This window comes from Burkholderia sp. S-53 (genome assembly GCF_025560745.1).
Taxonomy (GTDB): Bacteria; Pseudomonadota; Gammaproteobacteria; order Burkholderiales; family Burkholderiaceae; genus Burkholderia; species Burkholderia pyrrocinia.
Genome location: NZ_CP090483.1, coordinates 155,101 through 174,964, shown reverse-complemented (window position 1 = coordinate 174,964; position 19,864 = coordinate 155,101). Strand labels below are relative to the sequence as shown.

The window sequence follows — 19,864 nt, the reverse complement described above, 5'->3', positions numbered from 1 at the left end:
AGCGCGCTGTCACGCCCCGATCCGCTCCGCTTCGGCCGGCGGCAGCAGCGCGTCGCTGTCGTCCTTCAGCCCGACGCCCGTCAGCTGGAGCCTGCGCGCATGCGTCATCAGGTAATGCAGCTTGTGCGCGGCGGCCGCGTGCGGCAGCCCTTCGGGCCGCACGTTCGAGATGCAGTTGCGCAGCGCGTCGTGGCAGCCGACCTTCGGCGCCCAGGTCAGGTACACGCCGAGGCTGTCCGGCGAGCTGAGCCCCGGCCGTTCGCCGATCAGCATCGCGACGACCTTCGCGCGCAGCAGCTCGCCGATCTCGTCGCCGAGCGCGACGCGCGCCTGCGTCGCGACCACCACCGGGCCGATCCGCCAGCCGTCCGCGTCGAGCCTTGGGCGCACCGCCTGCAGCAGCGGCAGCGCCTGCTTCGCGGCCGCGAACGCCGACAACCCGTCGCCGACCACGAACACGACGTCGGGCGCCTCGTCGAGCGCCGCGCCGTAACCGGCGAGCAGCCCGCGGCTGTCGTCCGACAGCTTGCGGCCGAGATCCGGCCGGCGCAGATAGTGGTCGCGATCCGGCGCCGCGCTCTGCACGCCGAGCGTCGGCAGCAGGCCGGCCGTCGGTAGCCCGCATGCCTCGATCTCGCGCCGCAGCGCGTCCGCGTCGAGCGGCTGGTGCACGGCGTCGCGCGCCTGCGCGTGCGACAGGTTGAAGGCCAGCAGCGGCGCGGTCGGCAGGCTGTTGCCCGCGCGGCCGAGCGCGATCCGCGCGTTCGTGAACGACTTCAGCTGGCCCCACGGATTCTTTTCGACGGCATCGCTCATGCTGACAACCCCATCCAGTCGTTCGCGCCGGCCAGCAGCGGCACGCGGGCCGACGCGGCGCGCAGCGCGCCGTGCGCATCGGCGATCTCCATCGTCTCCAGCCACTCCTCGAACTCCGGCGCGCGGCGCAGGCCGAGCACCTCGCGCACGTAGAGCTGGTCGTGGAACGACGTGCTCTGGTAGTTCAGCATCACGTCGTCCGCGCCCGGAATCCCCATGATGAAGTTGATGCCCGCCGCGCCGAGCAGCGTCAGCAAGGTATCCATGTCGTCCTGGTCGGCTTCCGCGTGATTCGTGTAGCAGATGTCGCAGCCCATCGGCACGCCGAGCAGCTTCCCGCAGAAGTGATCCTCGAGCCCCGCGCGGATGATCTGCTTGCCGTCGTACAGGTATTCGGGCCCGATGAAGCCGACCACCGTGTTCACGAGGAACGGCTCGAACTTGCGCGCGACCGCATACGCGCGCACTTCGCAGGTCTGCTGGTCGACGCCGTGATGCGCATTCGCCGACAATGCACTGCCCTGCCCCGTCTCGAAGTACATGAGATTGTTGCCGACGGTGCCGCGCTTCAGCGACAACGCGGCCTCGCGCGCCTCGCCGAGCAGCGCGAGCGAGATCCCGAAGCTCGCGTTCGCCTTCTCGGTGCCCGCGATCGACTGGAACACCAGATCGACCGGCGCGCCCTTCTCGATCGCCGCGATCGTGTTGGTCACGTGCGTGAGCACGCACGACTGCGTCGGCACGCCGTAGCGTTCGCGGAACCCGTCGATCATCGCGAGCAGCTTCACGATCGCCGCGAGGCTGTCGGTCGCCGGGTTGATGCCGATCATCGCGTCGCCGCAGCCGTACATCAGCCCGTCGAGCATCGACGCGGCGATCCCCTTCACGTCGTCGGTCGGGTGGTTCGGCTGCAGCCGCACCGACATCCGGCCGGCCAGCCCGACCGTGTTGCGAAAGCGCGTGACCACGCGGCGCTTGCGCGCGGCCGCGATCAGGTCCTGGTTGCGCATCAGCTTCGACACGGCCGCGACCATCTCCGGCGTGAGGCCCGGCGCGATCCGTTCGAGCGCCGCGCCGTCGGCCGCGGGCGACAGCAGCCAGTTGCGGAAATCGCCGACGGTGAGATGCGAGACTTCCGCGAACGCGGCCGCGTCGTGATCGTCGACGATCAGGCGCGTGACCTCGTCGTCTTCATACGGGATCACTGCTTCGTTCAGGAACGCCTTCAGCGGCACGCCCGCGAGCGCGATCTTCGCGGCCACGCGCTCCTCCTCGCTCGCCGCCGCGACGCCGGCGAGCTGGTCGCCGGAACGCAGCGGGCTCGCCTTCGCGAGCAGCGTCTTCAGGTCCGCGAAGCGGTACGTGCGCGGACCGATCGTCTCCGTATAGGACATCGTGCGAGTCTCCTTGCCAAAAGCCGACGGCGCGCCCGTTCGACGGGGCGCGCCGGATGCCGTCAGGAACGGCCGTTCACGTTCGCCATGCTCATTCCTCCAGCAGCGCGTCGCCCGGCGCGCTCTCGCGCTGCGAACGGGTCGCGAGGAAGTACGCGTAGCCGAACGCGAGGAAGCCGAGGAACACCAGCGCGACCAGCCCGTTGAAGTACACCATCGTACCGAGACAGATCACCGCCGCAACAATCGCGAATGCCGGGAAGATCGGGTACATCGGCGCGCGGAACGGCCGCGCCATGTTCGGCTGCGTGCGGCGCAGCTTGAACAGCGACGCCATGCTCACGATATACATCACGATCGCACCGAACACCGACATCGTCACGATGTTCGCGGTCAGCGTCTGCCCGCCGAACTGGATCAGCTCGTCGCTGTAGATCGCCGCGATGCCGACCACGCCGCCCGCGAGGATCGCGCGATGCGGGGTCTTGAAGCGCGGATGCACCTTGCCGAGCCACTCCGGCAGGTAGCCTTCGCGGGCCAGCGCGAAGATCTGGCGCGAATAGCCGAGGATGATCCCGTGGAACGACGCGACGAGCCCGAACAGCCCCAGCCACACCAGCATGTGCATCCAGCCGCTGTTCGCGCCGACGATGTACTTCATCGCCTGCGGCAGCGGGTCGTTGATGTTCGCGAGCTTGGTCCAGTCGCCCGCGCCGCCGGCGAACACCATCACGCCGATCGCGAGTGCAACGAGGGTCAGGATCCCGGCCACGTAGGCGATCGGAATCGAGCGCTTCGGGTTCTTCGCTTCCTCGGCGGCCATCGCGACGCCTTCGATCGCGAGGAAGAACCAGATCGCGAACGGGATCGCCGCGAACATCCCGTGGAATGCGCCGACGCTGAAATGATCGGCGCCCGACCAGCCGCCCTTCATGAAGTTGCTCCACGCGAAGCCCGGCGACACGACGCCCATGAACACCAGCAGTTCGAAGATCGCGAGCAGCGTGACGACGAGTTCGAACGTCGCGGCGATCTGCACGCCGACGATGTTCAGCGCCATGAACACGAGATACGCGCCCATCGCCGCGTGCTTCGGTTCGAGCCCCGGGAACTGCACGTGCAGGTACGCGCCGATCGCGAGCGCGATCGCGGGCGGCGCGAACACGAACTCGACGAGCGTCGCCGCACCGGCGAGATAACCGCCAGTCGGGCCGAATGCGCGGCGCGCATACGCAAACGGGCCGCCCGCGTGCGGGATCGACGTCGTCAGCTCGGTGAAGCTGAAAATGAAGGTCGTGTACATCGCCGCGACGAACAGCGCGGTGACGACGAAGCCCAGCGTACCGGCGCTTGCCCAGCCGTAGCTCCAGCCGAAGTATTCGCCGGAAATCACGAGGCCGACCGCGATGCCCCACAGTTGCCAGGTCCCGAGCGTCTGCTGCAGCGCGGGCTGGCCGGACGACTTGGCGCCGGCGGCGGGCCGGCCATTCGACTCTGCTTTCATCGGACTCTCTCCTCAAAGGCGCCGGGGCCTGCCGGCCTGCGCGACTGAGAATCGATGCTAGAGAGTCATTAAACGACGTGTTATCGAAATTCGGCAAAGATCGCGGCTACCTCGGTACGTGGCCAGCCTAGACCCTCAAGGCTAGCAAAGAGATAGCGTGGATATCTCCGGCATACTTGACAGCGTCTTTTCGCTGGCTGATATGCTCGAATCATGCAACGCTTTCAAGCCTTCAAGTATGAACTGATGCCGACCGGCGAACAGCAGCGTCAGATGCGCTGCTTCGCCGGGGCGTGCCGTTTCGTCTTCAACAAGGCGCTGGCGTTGCAGCACGAGCGCTACGAACGCGGCGAAAAGAAGCTCGACTATGCCGGGCTGTGCAAGCTGATCACCGAATGGCGTAACGGCTCGCAGACGCCATGGCTCAAGGATGCGCCGACACATCCCCTGCAGCAGACGCTCAAGGATCTGGAGCGCGCGTACGCCAACTTCTTCGCCAAGCGTGCCGACCCTCCGCGCTTCAAAAAGAAGGGCCAGTCTGACAGTTTCCGCTATCCTGATCCGAAGCAGATCAAGCTCGATCAGGGAAACGGTCGTATCTTACTGCCCAAGCTCGGCTGGCTGCGCTACCGCAACAGCCGTGACGTGTTGGGCGCAGTGAAGCAGGTCACGGTATCGGCCAGCAACGGCAAGTGGCATGTGAGCATCCAGACCGAACGCACAGTCGAACGGCCTGTTCCCAACGGCGGCGCGGTCGGCATCGACCTGGGCATCGTCCGCTTTGCCACCCTCTCGGATGGCACGTTCTACGCGCCGCTGAACAGCTTCAGACGGCACGAGGCGGTATTGCGCCGTGCGCAGCAGGCGATGAGCCGCAAGTTGAAGTTCAGCAGCAACTGGAAGAAAGCGAAAAACCGCGTCCAGCGTATCCATGCCCGGATCGGCAACGCCCGCCGCGACTACTTGCACAAAGCCACGACCACAATCAGCCAAAACCACGCGATGGTGTGCATCGAGGATTTGCAGGTTCGGAACATGTCCAAATCGACGGCGGGTAGTGTCGTGCGACCGGGAAAGAACATTCGAGCCAAGTCCAGCTTGAATAAATCCATCCTCGATCAGGGCTGGTTCGAGTTCCGGCGCCAACTCGATTACAAGCTGGCGTGGAACGGCGGACATCTCATCGCCGTGCCACCGCAGAACACGAGCCGCACCTGCCCGCGGTGCAGACACGTGTCGGCGGGCAACCGGCGGAGCCAAGCACGATTCGAGTGCATGGATTGTGGTTTCGAGGAAAACGCCGATTTGGTCGGCGCGATCAATGTGCTCAGGGCGGGACACGCCCGTTGCGCCTGTGAAGTGAGCGACGCAGCAGGATCGCCAGCAGCAGGAACCCACTGAAGCGAGCTGTCTGCATAGGCAGTCAGACGCCGTAGGAATCCCCCGCCCTCAGGCGGGCGAGGATGTCAAATTTCGCTTACGGAAACGCCAGCTGCGGCTATTGCGAGCGCCATCCGGCCGCGCGAAGCGGCCGGTTCACCGATGCTTACTGGCCGCCGCTGCGCTGGTTGAACCAGCGGTCGAGCAGCTTGCCGGCCGCTTCGCGGCCGCCGAGGCCGAACGACAGCGCGACGGCCACCGCGATCGCGCCAAGCACGAGGCCGAACGCGAGCTGGACGATCTCGTTCGCGATGCCCATCGCGCGCAGCCCCATCGCGAACACGAGGCCGAGGATCGCGAATTGCGCGATGCGCGCGAACAGCACGCTGTGCTCGCGATCGGCCTGCTCGATCACGCGGCGCGCGAGGCCCGCGAGCCACACGCCGATCACGAGGATCACGCCGCCCATCAGCACGTGGCCGCCGAATTCGATGAACAGCGTGACGACGTCGCGCACCTGCGAGAAGCCGAGCCGGTTCGCGGCTTCGACCGACGCGAACAGCATCGCGAAGAACACGATCAGCCGCGCGACCAGCACCGACGGCTGCAGGATCCCCGAGAACACGCGTTCGACGCCGAGCACGGCCGGCAGCCCGTCGGCGCCGGCGGCTTCCAGCAGCTTCTGCGCGAGCGACGCGACGAAGCGCGCGAAGTAGAACGTGACGAGCACGATCACGATCGCCGCGACGATGTCCGGCACCGCGCCGAGGAACTGGTTCAGCATGTTGGTCGCGGGGCCCGAGATCGCGTCGATCTTCAGCGCGTCGAGCGCGGAGATCAGCGTCGGCACGAACACGAACACGTAGACCATCGTGCCGATCAGGCTCGACACGCGCACCGGCGTCGGGCTGTCGAGACGCTGCGTGAGGCGGTCGGCGCCGGCGGCGACGAGCAGGTTCGTCACGAGGCCGCGCAGCACGCGCGCGACGACCCAGCCGACGAAGCCGATCACCGCGGCCGCGAACAGGTTCGGCACGATCGCGAGCAGCTTGTCGACCATCCCCTGCACCGGCGACAGCAGCCCCGACAGCGCGAACGACGCGAGGATCGCCGGCAGGAACATCAGGATCACGAGCCAGAACAGCACGTCGCCGAGATAGCCGCTCATCGGCTGCATGCCCGCGCCTTCGGACAGCTTGTCGTCGATCTTGCTCGCCTTCAGCGCGCGGTTCGCGAGGCTGCGCAGCAGCGACGCGATAAGCCACGCGATCAGCGTCAGCGCCGCGCCGCCGATCAGGTTCGGCAGGTAGTTGACGATGTGCGTGACGAGCAGCGAGAACGGATTGGAGACCGCGTACAGGTTGAGCACGTTGAAGATGCCCACCGCGGTGACGAGCAGCACGAGCCAGAACAGGCCGCCGGCGATGATCCGCTCGACGTATGCGCCCTGGCCGGTGCTTTCGTTGATCCGCTGATCGACCTTCAGCGCGTTGAGCAGGCGCAGCGCGCCGGCCCGCACCACCACCGCGATCAGCCAGCCGATCACCAGGATGCCGATCGCGCCGGCGATCTTCGGCAGATATCCGCCTAGCGTGGTCTGCAGCGACGTGATGAAGCTGGAAGCATCCATTTCTTGTTCTCCCGAAAAGCGTGGCGTTGCGATTGAACATCGACGAACTACCTGCGTACTCCGAAAAACATATGTTGCCGCTCGAGCAACTTACCCGAGAAAAATGACGCCTTCACCCGATTTCACCGTCTTTAACTTTAGTTGTTGATCGCAGGGGGGCAAGACCCCATTTCGATGAAATAAAAAGGGCCCGATTTATCGGCCGCTACGCATTTCCGCAAGATTTATCCATTCGGGCCGTGCTACCGTGGCGTCGGTTCTTGCCCGGACACGTCGATGACAGTCGAAACGAAAACCGACAAACCCGCGTGGATCCGCTATGCGGCCAGCGTGGCACGCGTCCACGAGTACATCCGCGCGCACCTCGACGGCCCGCTCGACCTGAACCGGCTCGCCGAAGTCGCGTGCCTGTCGCCGTATCACTGGCAGCGCGTCTACCGGGCGCTGTACGGCGAGTCGATCGTGCTGACGGTGCGGCGGATGCGGATCGTTCGCGCGTCCGAGGATCTCGTGTGCACGGCGCGGCCGATCGACGAGATCGCGCGGCGCGCGGGCTACGGTTCGACGCACGCGTTCGCCCGAGCGTTTCGCGACGCCTACGGCGTACTGCCCGCGCAGCACCGGCGCACGGGCGTTCACCGGCCCATCTATCCGCTACAGAGAGGAGAGGAAGACATGTTCAAGCATGAAGTCGAGATCCGGCGCCTGCCGGAACTGCACGGCTACGCGGTGGCGCACACCGGCGCGTACATGAAGGTCGGCGACGCGTTCGCGCAGATCGGCGCGTGGGTCGGACAACACGGGCTGATCGGCCCGGGCGCGAAGATGATCGGCATTTTCTACGACGATCCGGACACGACGCCGGAAGCGCAGTTGCGCGCGAAGGCCTGCTTCACGCCGGCCGACGGTGCGCCGGACGTCGAGCCCGTGCCGCCCGTCGAACGCGCGACGGTAGCGGGCGGCGAATACGCGGTGCTGCTGCATACGGGGCCGTATGCGGACCTGAAGACGGCCTACCAGTGGCTCTACGGCGACTGGCTGCGTCACTCGGGCCGCGAAGCCGCCGACGCGCCGCCGTTCGAGCTGTACCTCAACACGCCGATGGATGCGGCGCCGGCCGACCTGCGCACCGAGATTTACCTGCCGCTGCGCTGATCGAAGGGCCGGTGCGCCGGCCCTGAAACGAAACGCGCCGGCCGGCGTTCACCCGCCGCCGGCCCGGATGGCAGGCACGCTCAGGCGGCCTGCGTCCCGCACCCTGGGCAGAAACGCGCGTCGGCTGCCAGCGCTGCGTGGCAGCGGCTGCAAGCCTTGCCGCGCTGCGACGCGCCGCACTGCGTACAGAAACGCGCATCCGCCGCATTGAGCGCGCCGCAGCCCGCGCACGCAAGCTGGCTCAGCGGCACGTTGCCGCCCTGGCCGCCATTACCGTCGGCTGGCGCCTGCCAGCCCCAGCCGTAACGATCGCGGCCGCGCGCGTCGTGGCCGCCGTGCCCGTCCCGGCGCTGCCCGCCGTGATGCCCGCCTCCGCTGCCGCTACCGCTGTTGCCGTGCCCGCCACCATGACCACCGCCGTGGCCGCCCAGGATTCGTTTCAGAAAACTCATCGCACGCTCCTCAACGCGTGGCCTGCGCGCCGCCGAACGCCCCGGAGGACGACAGCAGCCGCAAGCCGTTGGCGACGACGATCAGGCTCGCGCCCGCGTCCGCGAATACCGCCATCCACATCGTGCCGAGCCCCGCGACCGTGAGGCCGAGGAACACGATCTTCACGCCGAGCGCGAAGCCGATGTTCTGCACCAGCACGCGGTGCGTCGCGCGCGACAGCCGCACGAACGCGGGAATCTTGCGCAGGTCGTCGTCCATCAGCGCGACGTCGGCCGTCTCGATCGCCGTGTCGGTGCCCATCGCGCCCATCGCGAAACCGATGTCGGCCCGCGCGAGCGCCGGCGCATCGTTGATCCCGTCGCCGACCATCCCGACCGCGCCCGCGCCGCCGGCCGACAGTTCCTCGACCGCCGCGAGCTTGTCTTCGGGCAGCTGGTTGCCGCGCGCGTCGTCGATGCCGGCCTGCTGCGCGATCGCCTGCGCGGTGTGCGGGTTGTCGCCCGTCAGCATCGCGGTGCGGATGCCGAGCGCATGCAGGTCGGCGATCGCGGCGCGGCTCGTGTCCTTGATCGTGTCGGCCACCGCGAAGATGCCGAGCACGCGCGCGTCGTCGACCAGCACCACGACGCTCTTGCCCTGCCGCTCGAGCGCGTCGAGCTTCGTTTCGAGAGCCGGCGAGCAGCGCTCGAGCTCCTCGACGAGCCGGTGGTTGCCGAGCCAGTAGCGCGCGCCGTCGATCGTGCCGCGCACGCCGCGCCCGACCAGCGCTTCGAAGTCCTGCACATCGGCGAACGCCGCCGTTCCGGCGTCGCGCGCCGCGGCCGCGATCGCCTGCGACACCGGGTGATCCGAGCGCGCGGCAAGGCTCGCGCCGAGGTGCCGGACACGCTCGGCAGCGACGTCGGTCGCATGCGCGTCGAAGTCGGTCTGCACCGGCTTGCCGTGCGTGATCGTGCCGGTCTTGTCGAGCGCGAGCCACGCGAGCTTGCGCCCTTCTTCCAGATAGACGCCGCCCTTCACGAGAATCCCGCGCCGCGCCGCGGCCGCGAGCCCCGACACGATCGTCACCGGCGTCGAGATCACCAGTGCACACGGGCACGCGATCACGAGCAGCACCAGCGCGCGATAGATCCAGTCGTGCCACGCGCCGCCCATCACGAGCGGCGGCACCACGGCGACCAGCAGCGCGACCGCGAACACGATCGGCGTGTAGACGCGCGCGAACTGGTCGACGAAGCGCTGCGTCGGCGCCTTCGCGCCCTGCGCCTCCTCGACCGCGTGGATGATCCGCGCGAGCGTCGAGTTGGCCGCGACGGCCGTCACGCGGTATTCGAACGAACCCGCTTCGTTGATCGTGCCCGCGTACACGGCATCGCCGGCCGTCTTTTCGACGGGCAGGCTCTCGCCGGTGATCGGTGCCTGGTTGACCGTCGAGCGGCCCGCGACGACTTCGCCGTCCAGCCCGATCCGCTCGCCCGGCTTCACGCGCACGACCGCACCGAGCGCGACCTGCGCGGCCTCGATCGTGCGCCACGAACCGTCGGCATCCTGCACGGTCGCGGTGTCCGGCGCGAGCTGCATCAGGCCCTGGATCGCATTGCGTGCGCGGTCGAGCGACTTCGCCTCGATCAGTTCGGCGATCGTGAACAGCACCATCACCATCGCGGCTTCCGGCCACTGGCCGATCGCCATCGCGCCCGTCACCGCGATGCTCATCAGCGCGTTGATGTTCAGGTTGCCGTTGCGAATCGCGATCCAGCCCTTCTTGTACGTGGTGAGCCCGCACGCGAGCACCGCGACGAGCGCGAGCGCCGCCGACAGCCACACCGGCAGGCCGGCCCAGGTCGCCCCCTCGGACGCGATCGCGGCGACGCCCGCCAGCGCCAGCGGCCACCACGGCTTCGCGGGCGCGTCGGCGACGCGCGCCGCCGGTGCGCCGGCCGATGCGGCTTCGGGCGTCATCCCGAGCGTGCGGATCGCGCTTTCGATCGCCGGCTGGGCGCCCGGCACGTGCTCGACGGTCAGCATCCGCTGCATCAGGTTGAATTCGAGCGCCGACACCTCGCTCATCCCGCCGAGCTTCTTGCGGATCAGCGTTTCCTCGGTCGGGCAGTCCATCTGCATGATCCGGAACGCGGAGCGCACGTGGCCCGACGCGGTCGCCTGCGCGACCGGCAGCGGTGCGAGCGTCAGCGCGGCAGGCGCGCAGCAGTCTCCGGCCGCGTGGTCGTGGTCGTGGTCGTGCGCGGCGTGGTCGTGCGAGCACGACGTGCCGTGCACATGCGCGTCGCCGTGCGCATGATCGTGATCGTGGCCGTGATCCGCATCGTCATGCGCGGCATGGTCGTGGGAGCACGCGGCGCCGTGCCGATGCTCATCGCCGTGCGCATGATCGTGGTCGTGGCCCGCATCGCCGCGCGCAGCATCGTCGTGCGAACACGCGGCACCGTGCCGATGCGCGTCGCCGTGTGCATGGTCGTGATCGTGCCCCTCACCGCCGCCGTGGCTGTGATCATGGTCGTGGCCGCGCGATGCGGCGTCGCCGTGCGCGTGCTCGCCGGCCTCCGGCGCCGCGTCGGCAATGGTCGCCGCATGCGTGTCGCGCGTGTCGGCGCAGCACGTATCGGCGCCACCGGCATGACGGTGTCGTGGGTCGTGGGTACGCTGGGCGTCGGTCATGACAACCTCCTTTGTGGCTTGACGGTGTAGAGTTAACACCCTGAAGCCACTACAAGGTCAACCCTTACACGGGAGAAAGGCATGAAGATTGGCGAACTGGCCAAAGCGGCCCGCTGCACGCCCGAGACGATCCGTTTCTACGAGAAAGAGGGGCTGATGCCGGACGCGGAGCGCACCGACTCGAACTACCGCAACTACACCGACGTGCACGTCGAACGGCTGCGCTTCATCCGCAACTGCCGCGCGCTCGACATGGCGCACGACGAGATCCGAGCGCTGCTGCAGCTCACCGATACGCCGGCCGACCGCTGCGATTCGATCAATTCGCTGCTCGACGACCACATCGGACACGTCGACGCGCGCCTCGCGGAACTCACGCATCTGCGCGACCAGCTCACCGAATTGCGCCGCCAGTGTGTCGGCGAGCATTCGGTCGAGGATTGCGGAATCGTGCACGGTCTCGCCACGATGGAAACCGTCGCGCCGGCCGCGAAGCGCTCGCACCTGGGCTGAAACCCTTGTCAAATATGATAGTCTGATTGAGAATAGTTATATTCTTACTAGATATTGAATAACTATTCATGTCAACGAGTCGCCCGTCCCCGCTAGCGCTCGCGGTCCTCGCGACGCTCACCGAAGCACCGATGCATCCGTACGGGATGCTTCAGCAACTGAAGGCCCGCGGGTACGACGAAGTCGTCAACGTGCGGCAGCGCACGAGCCTCTACCAGACGATCGACCGGCTGCTGCGCGACGGCCTGATCGCCGTGCACGACACCGAGCGCGACGGCGCCTTTCCGGAGCGCACGCTGTATGCGCTGACCGAGGCCGGACACACGGCGGGCCAGACGTGGCTGCATGCGCTGCTCGCGGAGCCCGCGCGTGAATTTCCGGTGTTCGGCGCCGGCCTCGCGTTCCTGCCGCTGCTCGACGCAGAAGATGCGCGGCACCAGCTCGAACTCCGGATTGCCCGGCTCGACGCCGAGCGCGAGCGCCTGGAAGCGCTGCGCAACGCCGCGCAGGCCGACCAGGTGCCGCGCCTGTTCCTGCTGCAGAACGAACACGCGCTCGTGCTGCTCAATGCGGAACTCGACTGGGCGCGCAGCGTCGTCGAACACCTGAAGATCGGCGCGCTGCGCTGGGTGGACGGCTGACAAGTCACGAAGGCCGACTCCCGTCATAAACGGGAATCGCCCAGGTCAAAGCACCTTGCCGGGATTCAGGATGCCGCGCGGGTCCAGCGCGGCCTTCAGGCGTCGCATCAGCCCGATTTCCGCGTCGCTGCGCGTGTGCGCGAGATAGGGACGCTTGAGCACGCCGATCCCGTGCTCGGCCGACACCGAGCCGCCCATATCCCGCACCACCGCGTACACGCAGTGATCGAGCGCGTCGGCGTCCGCGTCGGTCATCCCGGCCAGCGACACGCCGATATGCACGTTGCCGTCGCCGACATGGCCGAAGAACAGGCACGTGAGCGCCGGCCAGCGCGCCCGCAACGCCGCCTCGCAGCGCTCGGCGAACGCGCCGAGTTCGCCCGTCGGCAAACTCACGTCGAAGTTGACGAGCTGCGGCAGCGCATCGATCGCGAGGCCTTCGCGCAGCGTCCACAGGTCGCGCGCCTGCCGCTCCGACGTCGCGAGCACCGCATCGTCGACGAGCCCCGCATCGATCCCCGCCGCGAGGCCGGTTTCCAGTGCCTCGTGCGCATCGCCGCCCGGCGCGCTCGTCGCGCACTCGATCAGCACCGCGAACCCGCCGTCGCCCGCGAACGGCGCAGTGACGCCCGGCGTATGACGCGCGACGTAGTCGTAGAACGCCGGCCACATCGCCTCGAAGCTGACGACCTCCGGCAGCATGCGCACGCGGTTCCACAATCCGACCACCGCGTCGTAGTCGCGCACGCGGCAGAGCGCGGTGGCCGGCGCGGCGAGCAACGGGTGCAGCCGCAGCACCGCGCGCGTGACGACGCCGAGCGTCCCCTCGCTGCCGATGAACAGCTGCTTCAGGTCGTAGCCCGCGTTGTTCTTCAGCATCCGGTTCAGCGACGACACGACCGTGCCGTCCGCGAGCACGGCCTCGAGCCCGAGCACCTGCTCGCGCATCATCCCGTAGCGGATCGCGCGCGTGCCGCCCGCATTGGTTGCGAGCATGCCGCCGATCTGGCACGAGCCGCGCGCGCCGAGATCGACGCCGAACGTGAAGCCCGCCGCGTCCGCGGCCTCCTGCACCGTCTGCAGCGGCGTCCCGGCGCGCACGGTCATCGTGCCGGCCGCCGCGTCGAGCGCTTCGATGCCCGCGAAGCGTTCCATCGACAGCACGACCTCGCCGCCGAGCGCGACCGCGCCGCGTGCGAGCCCCGTCAGCCCGCCTTGCGGCACAACCGGCTGGCCGAGCCGCGCGCACAGCGCGAGCGTGCGCGACACGTCGTCGACGCTGCGCGGGCGCACCAGCGCACGCGGCCGCACGCCGGCCGGTTCGTTGTACGCGGTGAAGTAACGCGGATCGATGTCGGCTGCGCGCGTGACGAGCGCGTCGCCCAGTTCGGCGACGAGCGCGGCGCCGAGCGCATCGTCGGACAGCGGCGCGCCGTCCTGTTCGCCGCTCACGGCGGCCGGGTTCGGGTTCGGCATCGCGCGCGGCCCCGCTTACTTCGTCGAGATGTCGATATCGCCGAAATACTTCAGGCCGAGCGACTTCACCGTGCCGTCCGCCTTCAGCTTGTCGATCGCCGCGTCGAGCTTCGCCTTCAGCGCGTCGTCGCCCTTGCGCAGGCCGAACGCGATGCCGCTGCCGAGGATCCGGTCGTCGTGCACGGGCTGGCCGACGAACGAGAAGCCCTTGCCGTCCGGGCGCGACAGGAAGCCGCGCTGGCCGGACGGTGCGAGCACGAGCGTCGCGTCGAGGCGGCCCGCCACGAGGTCCGCATACGCCTGGTTCTGGTCCTGGTACGCGACGACCGCGACGCCGGCCGGTTCCCAGTGCGCCTTCGCGAAGGTTTCCTGGATCGACGCCTGCAGCACGCCGACGCGCTTGCCCTTCAGCGCTTCGGGCGTCGGCAGCAGGCCGCTGCCGGTGCGCGCGATCAGCTGGGTCGGTACGCGATAGATGATCGTCGTGAAGTCGATCGCCTGGCGCCGCTGCTCGGTCGCGTTCATCGCCGAGTTGATCGCGTCGAACTTGCGGCCCTTCAGCGCGGGAATCAGGCCGTCGAACGAAGTCTCGACCCATTTGCACGACAGCTTCGCCGTCTGGCAGACGGCATTGCCGACGTCGATGTCGAAGCCCTGCAGGTCGCCGTTCGGCGCTTTCGATTCGAACGGCGGGTATTGCGCCTCGAGGCCGAAGCGCAGCGTTTGCGCGTCGGCGAGCGCCGCGCCGGAGCCGATTGCGCACGCGAGTGCGAATGCGAGTTTCAGGGTTGCCGTGTGCTTCATCGTGATCTCCTGGGTCGGGTCGATGCGACGTCCTCGTCGCCGGTTTCCGTACGGTTACAGCGAACGCAGCCGCCGCGCGCCTTCGACCAGCGTCGCGTCGTCCTTCGAAAAACTGAGCCGGATCACGCCGGCGTCGGTGCCGTCGGTATAGAACGCCGACAGCGGAATCGTCGCGACACGCGCGTCGCGGATCAGGCGCAGCACGAAATCGCTGTCGCTTTCGTCCGAGAAGTGCCGGAAGCGCGCGAGCATGAAGAACGAGCCTTCGCTCGGCAACAGCTCGAAACGCGAATCGGCCAGCTCGCGCGCGAGCAGGTCGCGCTTGGCCTGGTAGAACGCGGACAGGCCGAGATAGCTGTCCGGCCGCGCGAGGATCTCCGCGAACGCGACCTGCATCGGCGTGTCGGCCGCGAACACCATGAACTGGTGCACCTTGCGGATCTCGTCCATCAGCTCGGCCGGCGCGAGGCAATGGCCGACCCGCCAGCCGGTCACGTGGAACGACTTGCCGAACGACGACACGATCACGCTGCGCTCGGCCAGCTCGCGGTGGCGCGCCACGCTCTGGTGCTGCGCGCCGTCGAATACCACGTGCTCGTAGACCTCGTCGGACAGGATCACGATGCCGGTGTCGCGCGTGAGCTGCGCGAGCCGCTCGAGATCGTCGGCGGAGAACACGGTCGCGGTCGGGTTGTGCGGCGTGTTCACGATGATCATCCGCGTGCGCGGCGTGATCGCGGCAGCCACCTCGTCCCAGTTCACGCGGAAATGCTCGGGCGACAGCTTGATCGCGACCGGCGTCGCGCCCTGCAGCCGCACGATCGGCGCATAGCTGTCGAACGACGGCTCGAAATAGATCACCTCGTCGCCCGGATGCACGAGCGCGCTGATCGCCGCGTACAACCCTTCGCTCGCGCTCGCGATCACCGTGATCTCGGTCGCCGGGTCGTAGCGCGCGCCGTACAGCGCCTCGGTCTTCTCGGCGAGCCGCTCGCGCAGCGCCATCACGCCGGCCATCGGCGAGTACTGGTTGTGCCCGTCGCGCATCGCACGCGCGACGCCTTCGACGAGCGCCGGATCGGGCGCGAAATTCGGCGCGCCCTGCGACAGGTTCAACGCATCGTGTTGCGCGGCCAGCTGGCCGATCACCGTGAAGATCGTCGTGCCGACGTCGGGCAGTTTCGAACGGGGCGCGGTGGCGCTTCGCATGACTCCTCCTTCTGATGTCCTTCGAGCTGGCCCGCGCGACGCGCGCGGCCCTGCATCTGCCGCATGATTTAGCCCCAGCCAATATCGGCGGACAATCGAAAGTTCGTCATGGCGGCCATGCATTTTCCTCATGGCCCAAGGTATGAAGCATGCAGCGACAAGGCCGGCCTGCCGGCCTGACATGCGAATCAGGCATTACCCGTAGGGGATGCTACGCGCCCGCCGCCGCCAGATACGCGAGCAGCACGGCCCGCAGCTCGCCGCGCAACGCGGCGAAGTCGAGCGCGGGCCCGAGCGTCAGCAATGCCTGCGACAGGCCGCCGTAGCAGACCGTGTGCGCCATCCGCGCGAGCCCGTCGAGCCGCGCGGCCGGCGGCGGATCGGCCGCGTGCGCGAGCGCGTCGCGCCACAGCGCGACATACGCGTCGTAATGCCGGCGGTATGCGGCGAGCGGCGACACCTGCCGCTCCAGCGCGAACAGCGCGCCCCACAGCGCCGCGTCGGCGCCGATCGCGTCGACCTGCAGGTCGACGAGCGCCACGGCGAGTTCTGCCCGCGGCGCGCCGCGCAGCCGCTCTGCCGCATCGCGCAGCCGGTCGGCCATCGCCTGCACGTGCCGGTGGATGCAGAGCGCCGCGAGGCTCTGCTTGTCGCCGAAATACTCGTAGAAGGTGCCGATGCTCACGCCCGCGACGGCCGCGATCTCGCGGATCGTCGCCTTCGCGTAGCCGCGTTCGAGCAAAAGCTGAACGAACGCCTGCTGCAGCGCGTCGGAGCTCGCCTGCGCGCGCGACTGGCGCGGCCGGCGGCGCAACGCGGGCGCGGGTTGCGCCGCCGGCTGGCCGGGCGGCGCCGGAACCTGAACATGTCGCGGCGGCATATTTGCTACTCTGGAATTCAGCAGGGAATGCGTTTACCGGGAGCCGGAACCTGCGCCGAAGCGCCACCCGTGCTGCATGACGCCGGCCGCCCGCGAAGCCTGAGACCGGAGACCCTCTCGATGACCGAATCGACTCACGCCGTCACGAACCAGTTCGACGAACTGGTCGACTATAACCTCTTCGCGACGGATATCGCGCTGCGCGACGCGCTCGCCCGAGCGGGCGCCGACTGGGCCGTGCCGCAGCTCGACGCGTACGGCGCGCGGCTCGGCAGCGCCGACACCGCGCAACTCGCCGATGAAGCGAACCAGCACACGCCGGAACTGCACACGTTCGACCGGCGCGGCCGGCGCATCGACCGCGTCGATTTCCACCCGGCATGGCACACGCTGCTCGGCCAGTACCGCCATGAAGGCTTCGTGTCGCTCGCGTTCCGCGACACACGCCGCGGCCGCTGGGCCGCGACCGCGGCCGGCTTCTACCTGCACGGCCAGATCGAGGCCGGCACGCTGTGCCCGGCGACGATGACGCAGGCCGCGATTCCCGTGCTGCAGAAGGAGCCCGCGCTGTGGAACCTGCTGCACGACAAGCTCTACAGCGACGACTATGATCCGCGCGACGTGCCGGTCGCCGACAAGCGCTCGATCTGGTTCGGCATGGGGATGACCGAGAAACAGGGCGGCTCCGACGTGCGCGCGAACACGACGCTCGCGACGGCCGTCGGCGCGGGCGGGCGCGGCGGCGAATACCTGCTGCGCGGCCACAAGTGGTTCTTCTCCGCGCCGATGTGCGATGCGCACCTCGTCGTCGCGCACACCGAAGGCGGCAGCCCGTCGTGCTTCTACGTGCCGCGCTGGCGGCCGGACGGCACGAAAAACGCGGTCGAGATCCAGCGGCTGAAGAACAAGGTCGGCAACCGCAGCAATTCGAGCAGCGAGATCGAGCTGAACGACGCGTGGGGGATCATGCTCGGCGACGAAGGCCGCGGCATTCCGACCATCATCGAGATGGCCACCTACACGCGGCTGAACTGCGTGCTCGGCAGCGCGGCAATGCTGCGCCAGGGCGTCGTGCAGGCGATCGCGTATGCGCGGCAGCGCCACGCGTTCGGCCGCGCGCTCGCGGAACAGCCGCTGATGCGCACCGTGCTCGCCGATCTCGCGCTCGAAAGCGAAGCTGCGCTTGCGCTCGCGATGCGTCTCGCCGACGCGTTCGAACGCGACGACTCGCCGCGCGAACGCGCATGGAAGCGGATCGTCACGCCCGCCGCGAAATTCTGGGTCTGCAAGCGCGCGGTCGAGCTGACCGGCGAGGTGATGGAAGTGTTCGGCGGCAACGGTTATGTCGACGACGGCCCGATCGCGCGGCTGTTCCGCGAGGCGCCCGTCAACTCGATCTGGGAAGGCTCGGGCAACGTGATGTGCCTCGACGTGCTGCGCGCGGTGTCGCGCGAGCCCGACTCGGCCGCCGCGCTGTTCGCCGAACTCGCCGACCTCGGCGCGGGCGAACCGCGCATCCGTGCGGCGCTCGACGCGCTGCGCGCGATGCTCGCCGCGCCGGCCGACACGCTCGAAGCGTCGGGCCGCGTGTTCGCGCAGCGGCTGGCGCTCGTCGCGCAGGCGTGCCTGCTGCGCCGCGATGCGCCGGCGGCCGTCGCCGACGCGTTCGTCGCGACGCGGCTTGCCGCGCCCGACTGGGGCCGCATCGCGGGCGGCTTCGATCCGCACGCGATCGATGTCGCCGCGCTGCTGCAGCGCGCGTACCCGGCCTGACGCGCCCGCCTTCGCCTTCGTTCGCCCCGCCCGGAGCCCTGATGAACCTCGTCGCCGCCCTCGACCGCGCCGCCCGCGCGACGCCCGACAAGCCGTTCCTCGTCAGCGAATCCGCGACGATCACCTATGCCGCCGCGCGCGAGCGCTCGCATCGCGCGGCGGCCGTGCTGAGCGCGCTCGGCATTGCAGCCGGCGACCGCGTCGCCGCGATGTGCTTCAACACGCCGGCCTTCGTCGACCTGATGTTCGGCGTGTGGCGGCTCGGCGCGACGTTCGTGCCGGTCAACCACAAGCTGCAGGCGCCGGAAGTCGACTACGTGCTCGAACACAGCCGCAGCAAGGCGCTCCTGTTCGACGTCGCGCTCGCGCCGGTGGTCGAACGCCTCGTGCATCCGGCGCGGCGGCTCGTGACCGAAGGCGAACTCGACGGCATCCCGTGCTTCGACACGATGTGCGCGACGATGGACGGCCTCGCGGGCATCGAGCCCGCCGACGGCGACATCGCGCAGATCCTCTATACGTCCGGCACGACCGGCCGCCCGAAAGGCTGCGTGCACAGCCACCGCACCGTGACGCTCGCCGCGATGTCGGCGGCGCTCGCGACCGGCATCGGCCGCAATGAGCGCACGCTGATGGCGATGCCGATCTGGCATTCGTCGCCGCTCAACAACTGGTTCGGCGGCACGCTGTACGCGGGCGGCACCGTCGTGCTGCTGCGCGAATACCATCCGCTGCGCTTCCTGCAGGCCGTCGAGCGCGAGCGCGTGACGCTGTATTTCGGTGCGCCGGTGTCGTACACGCTGCCGCTCGACACGATCGACGGCTTCGCGGCGTACGACCTGTCGAGCGTGCGCGCGTGGCTGTACGGCGGCGGCCCGATCGGCGCCGCGCAGGCCGAACGGCTCGCGCGTGCATATCGCAGCGACGCATTCTTCCAGGTGTACGGGATGACGGAAACGGGGCCGGCCGGCACGACGCTGTATCCGGACGAGCAGATCGCGAAGGCCGGTTCGATCGGCCGCCACGGCGGCCCGGGCGTCGACCTGCGCGTGGTGCGGATGGACGGCGTCGATGCGCAGCCGGGCGAGACCGGCGAAATCTGGCTGAAGGCCGACAGCATGATGCTCGGCTATCTCGACGACGCGGCCGCGACGCGCGCCGCATTCGCGCCGGGCGGCTGGTATCGCAGCGGCGACATCGCGCGAATCGATCAGGATGGCTACCTGTTCATCGTCGACCGGCTGAAGGACATGATCGTGACCGGCGGCGAGAACGTCTATTCGAAGGAAGTGGAGGACGTGCTCGGCGCGCATCCGGACATCGTCGAAGCGGCCGTCGTCGGCGTCCCGCATCCCGACTGGGGCGAGACGGTCGTCGCGCACGTCGTGATGCGCGCGGGCGCGGTGCCCGACGCGGACGCGCTGCGCGCGTTCTGCGGCGAGCGGCTCGCCGCGTACAAGATCCCGCGCGAGTTCGCGTTCGCGCAGGCGCTGCCGCGCACGCCGACCGGCAAGCTGCAGAAGTTCCTGCTGCGCGTGCGCAAGGACGACTAGTGTC

Annotated in this window: 16 protein-coding genes; 6 read left to right on the top strand and 10 right to left on the bottom strand. The window is 68.6% G+C overall.

From position 1 onward, the window contains the following. Positions 1-9: 9 nt before the first annotated feature. From eutC to eat, 3 genes are all read right to left on the bottom strand, one after another. On the bottom strand, positions 10-816 hold the full coding sequence (gene eutC / locus LXM88_RS05800; RefSeq protein WP_262539426.1) for an ethanolamine ammonia-lyase subunit EutC: 807 nt from the start codon (positions 814-816) through the stop codon (positions 10-12). Next, positions 813-2,210 (bottom strand): ethanolamine ammonia-lyase subunit EutB, encoded by a 1,398-nt coding sequence (locus tag LXM88_RS05795; RefSeq protein WP_262539425.1) that lies wholly within the window; start codon positions 2,208-2,210, stop codon positions 813-815. The genes eutC and LXM88_RS05795 overlap by 4 nt, the downstream gene beginning before the upstream one ends. A gap of 91 nt (positions 2,211-2,301) precedes the next feature. Then, the gene (gene eat / locus LXM88_RS05790) at positions 2,302-3,714 is read right to left on the bottom strand and encodes an ethanolamine permease (protein WP_262539424.1); all 1,413 of its coding nucleotides are present in this window, start codon (positions 3,712-3,714) and stop codon (positions 2,302-2,304) included. 213 nt (positions 3,715-3,927) lie between these two features. On the opposite strand from eat, the gene LXM88_RS05785 reads away from it, so the two are divergent. Beyond that, a complete protein-coding gene (locus tag LXM88_RS05785) occupies positions 3,928-5,115 on the top strand; it encodes an RNA-guided endonuclease InsQ/TnpB family protein (RefSeq protein WP_262539423.1) in 1,188 nt (395 codons plus the stop codon). A gap of 145 nt (positions 5,116-5,260) precedes the next feature. On the opposite strand, the gene LXM88_RS05780 is transcribed toward LXM88_RS05785, so the two are convergent. Continuing rightward, a complete protein-coding gene (locus LXM88_RS05780; RefSeq protein WP_262539422.1) occupies positions 5,261-6,724 on the bottom strand; it encodes a mechanosensitive ion channel in 1,464 nt (487 codons plus the stop codon). 276 nt (positions 6,725-7,000) lie between these two features. On the opposite strand from LXM88_RS05780, the gene LXM88_RS05775 reads away from it, so the two are divergent. After that, positions 7,001-7,879 (top strand): AraC family transcriptional regulator, encoded by an 879-nt coding sequence (locus LXM88_RS05775; RefSeq protein WP_262539421.1) that lies wholly within the window; start codon positions 7,001-7,003, stop codon positions 7,877-7,879. An 80-nt stretch (positions 7,880-7,959) separates the two neighbouring features. Here the strand turns inward: LXM88_RS05775 and LXM88_RS05770 are convergent, their stop codons facing one another. Both LXM88_RS05770 and LXM88_RS05765 read right to left on the bottom strand, forming a co-directional pair. Beyond that, on the bottom strand, positions 7,960-8,331 hold the full coding sequence (locus LXM88_RS05770) for a zinc ribbon domain-containing protein (protein ID WP_262539419.1): 372 nt from the start codon (positions 8,329-8,331) through the stop codon (positions 7,960-7,962). A gap of 10 nt (positions 8,332-8,341) precedes the next feature. Beyond that, on the bottom strand, positions 8,342-11,011 hold the full coding sequence (locus LXM88_RS05765; protein WP_441301337.1) for a heavy metal translocating P-type ATPase: 2,670 nt from the start codon (positions 11,009-11,011) through the stop codon (positions 8,342-8,344). 81 nt (positions 11,012-11,092) lie between these two features. Here LXM88_RS05765 and cadR point away from each other — a divergent pair, with 81 nt between their 5' ends. Further along, a complete protein-coding gene (cadR, locus tag LXM88_RS05755; RefSeq protein ID WP_011546785.1) occupies positions 11,093-11,524 on the top strand; it encodes a Cd(II)/Pb(II)-responsive transcriptional regulator in 432 nt (143 codons plus the stop codon). A 68-nt stretch (positions 11,525-11,592) separates the two neighbouring features. Further along, positions 11,593-12,165 carry a PadR family transcriptional regulator gene (locus tag LXM88_RS05750; protein WP_262539414.1) on the top strand — a complete coding sequence of 191 codons (573 nt, stop codon included), beginning with the start codon at positions 11,593-11,595 and terminating at the stop codon, positions 12,163-12,165. Between the two features lie 45 nt (positions 12,166-12,210). Here the strand turns inward: LXM88_RS05750 and LXM88_RS05745 are convergent, their stop codons facing one another. The 4 genes from LXM88_RS05745 to LXM88_RS05730 all read right to left on the bottom strand — a co-directional run bounded on the left by LXM88_RS05745 (position 12,211) and on the right by LXM88_RS05730 (position 16,534). Beyond that, entirely contained in the window at positions 12,211-13,641 is a 1,431-nt protein-coding gene (locus LXM88_RS05745; RefSeq protein ID WP_262539413.1) for an FAD-binding oxidoreductase, read from the bottom strand. Between the two features lie 15 nt (positions 13,642-13,656). Continuing rightward, a complete protein-coding gene (locus LXM88_RS05740; protein WP_262539412.1) occupies positions 13,657-14,445 on the bottom strand; it encodes an ABC transporter substrate-binding protein in 789 nt (262 codons plus the stop codon). A gap of 54 nt (positions 14,446-14,499) precedes the next feature. Continuing rightward, positions 14,500-15,654, bottom strand: a complete 1,155-nt coding sequence (locus LXM88_RS05735) for a pyridoxal phosphate-dependent aminotransferase (protein WP_262539410.1) — start codon at positions 15,652-15,654, stop codon at positions 14,500-14,502. A 211-nt stretch (positions 15,655-15,865) separates the two neighbouring features. Beyond that, complete coding sequence (locus tag LXM88_RS05730) at positions 15,866-16,534, bottom strand: TetR/AcrR family transcriptional regulator (RefSeq protein ID WP_262539409.1); 669 nt, start codon at positions 16,532-16,534, stop codon at positions 15,866-15,868. A gap of 120 nt (positions 16,535-16,654) precedes the next feature. Between LXM88_RS05730 and LXM88_RS05725 the strand changes: the two genes are divergently transcribed. Continuing rightward, positions 16,655-18,307: an acyl-CoA dehydrogenase family protein gene (locus tag LXM88_RS05725; RefSeq protein ID WP_262539407.1), complete on the top strand. Its 1,653-nt coding sequence runs from the start codon at positions 16,655-16,657 to the stop codon at positions 18,305-18,307. A gap of 41 nt (positions 18,308-18,348) precedes the next feature. Then, positions 18,349-19,860: a class I adenylate-forming enzyme family protein gene (locus LXM88_RS05720; protein WP_262539405.1), complete on the top strand. Its 1,512-nt coding sequence runs from the start codon at positions 18,349-18,351 to the stop codon at positions 19,858-19,860. The last annotated feature ends 4 nt before the right edge of the window (positions 19,861-19,864 follow it).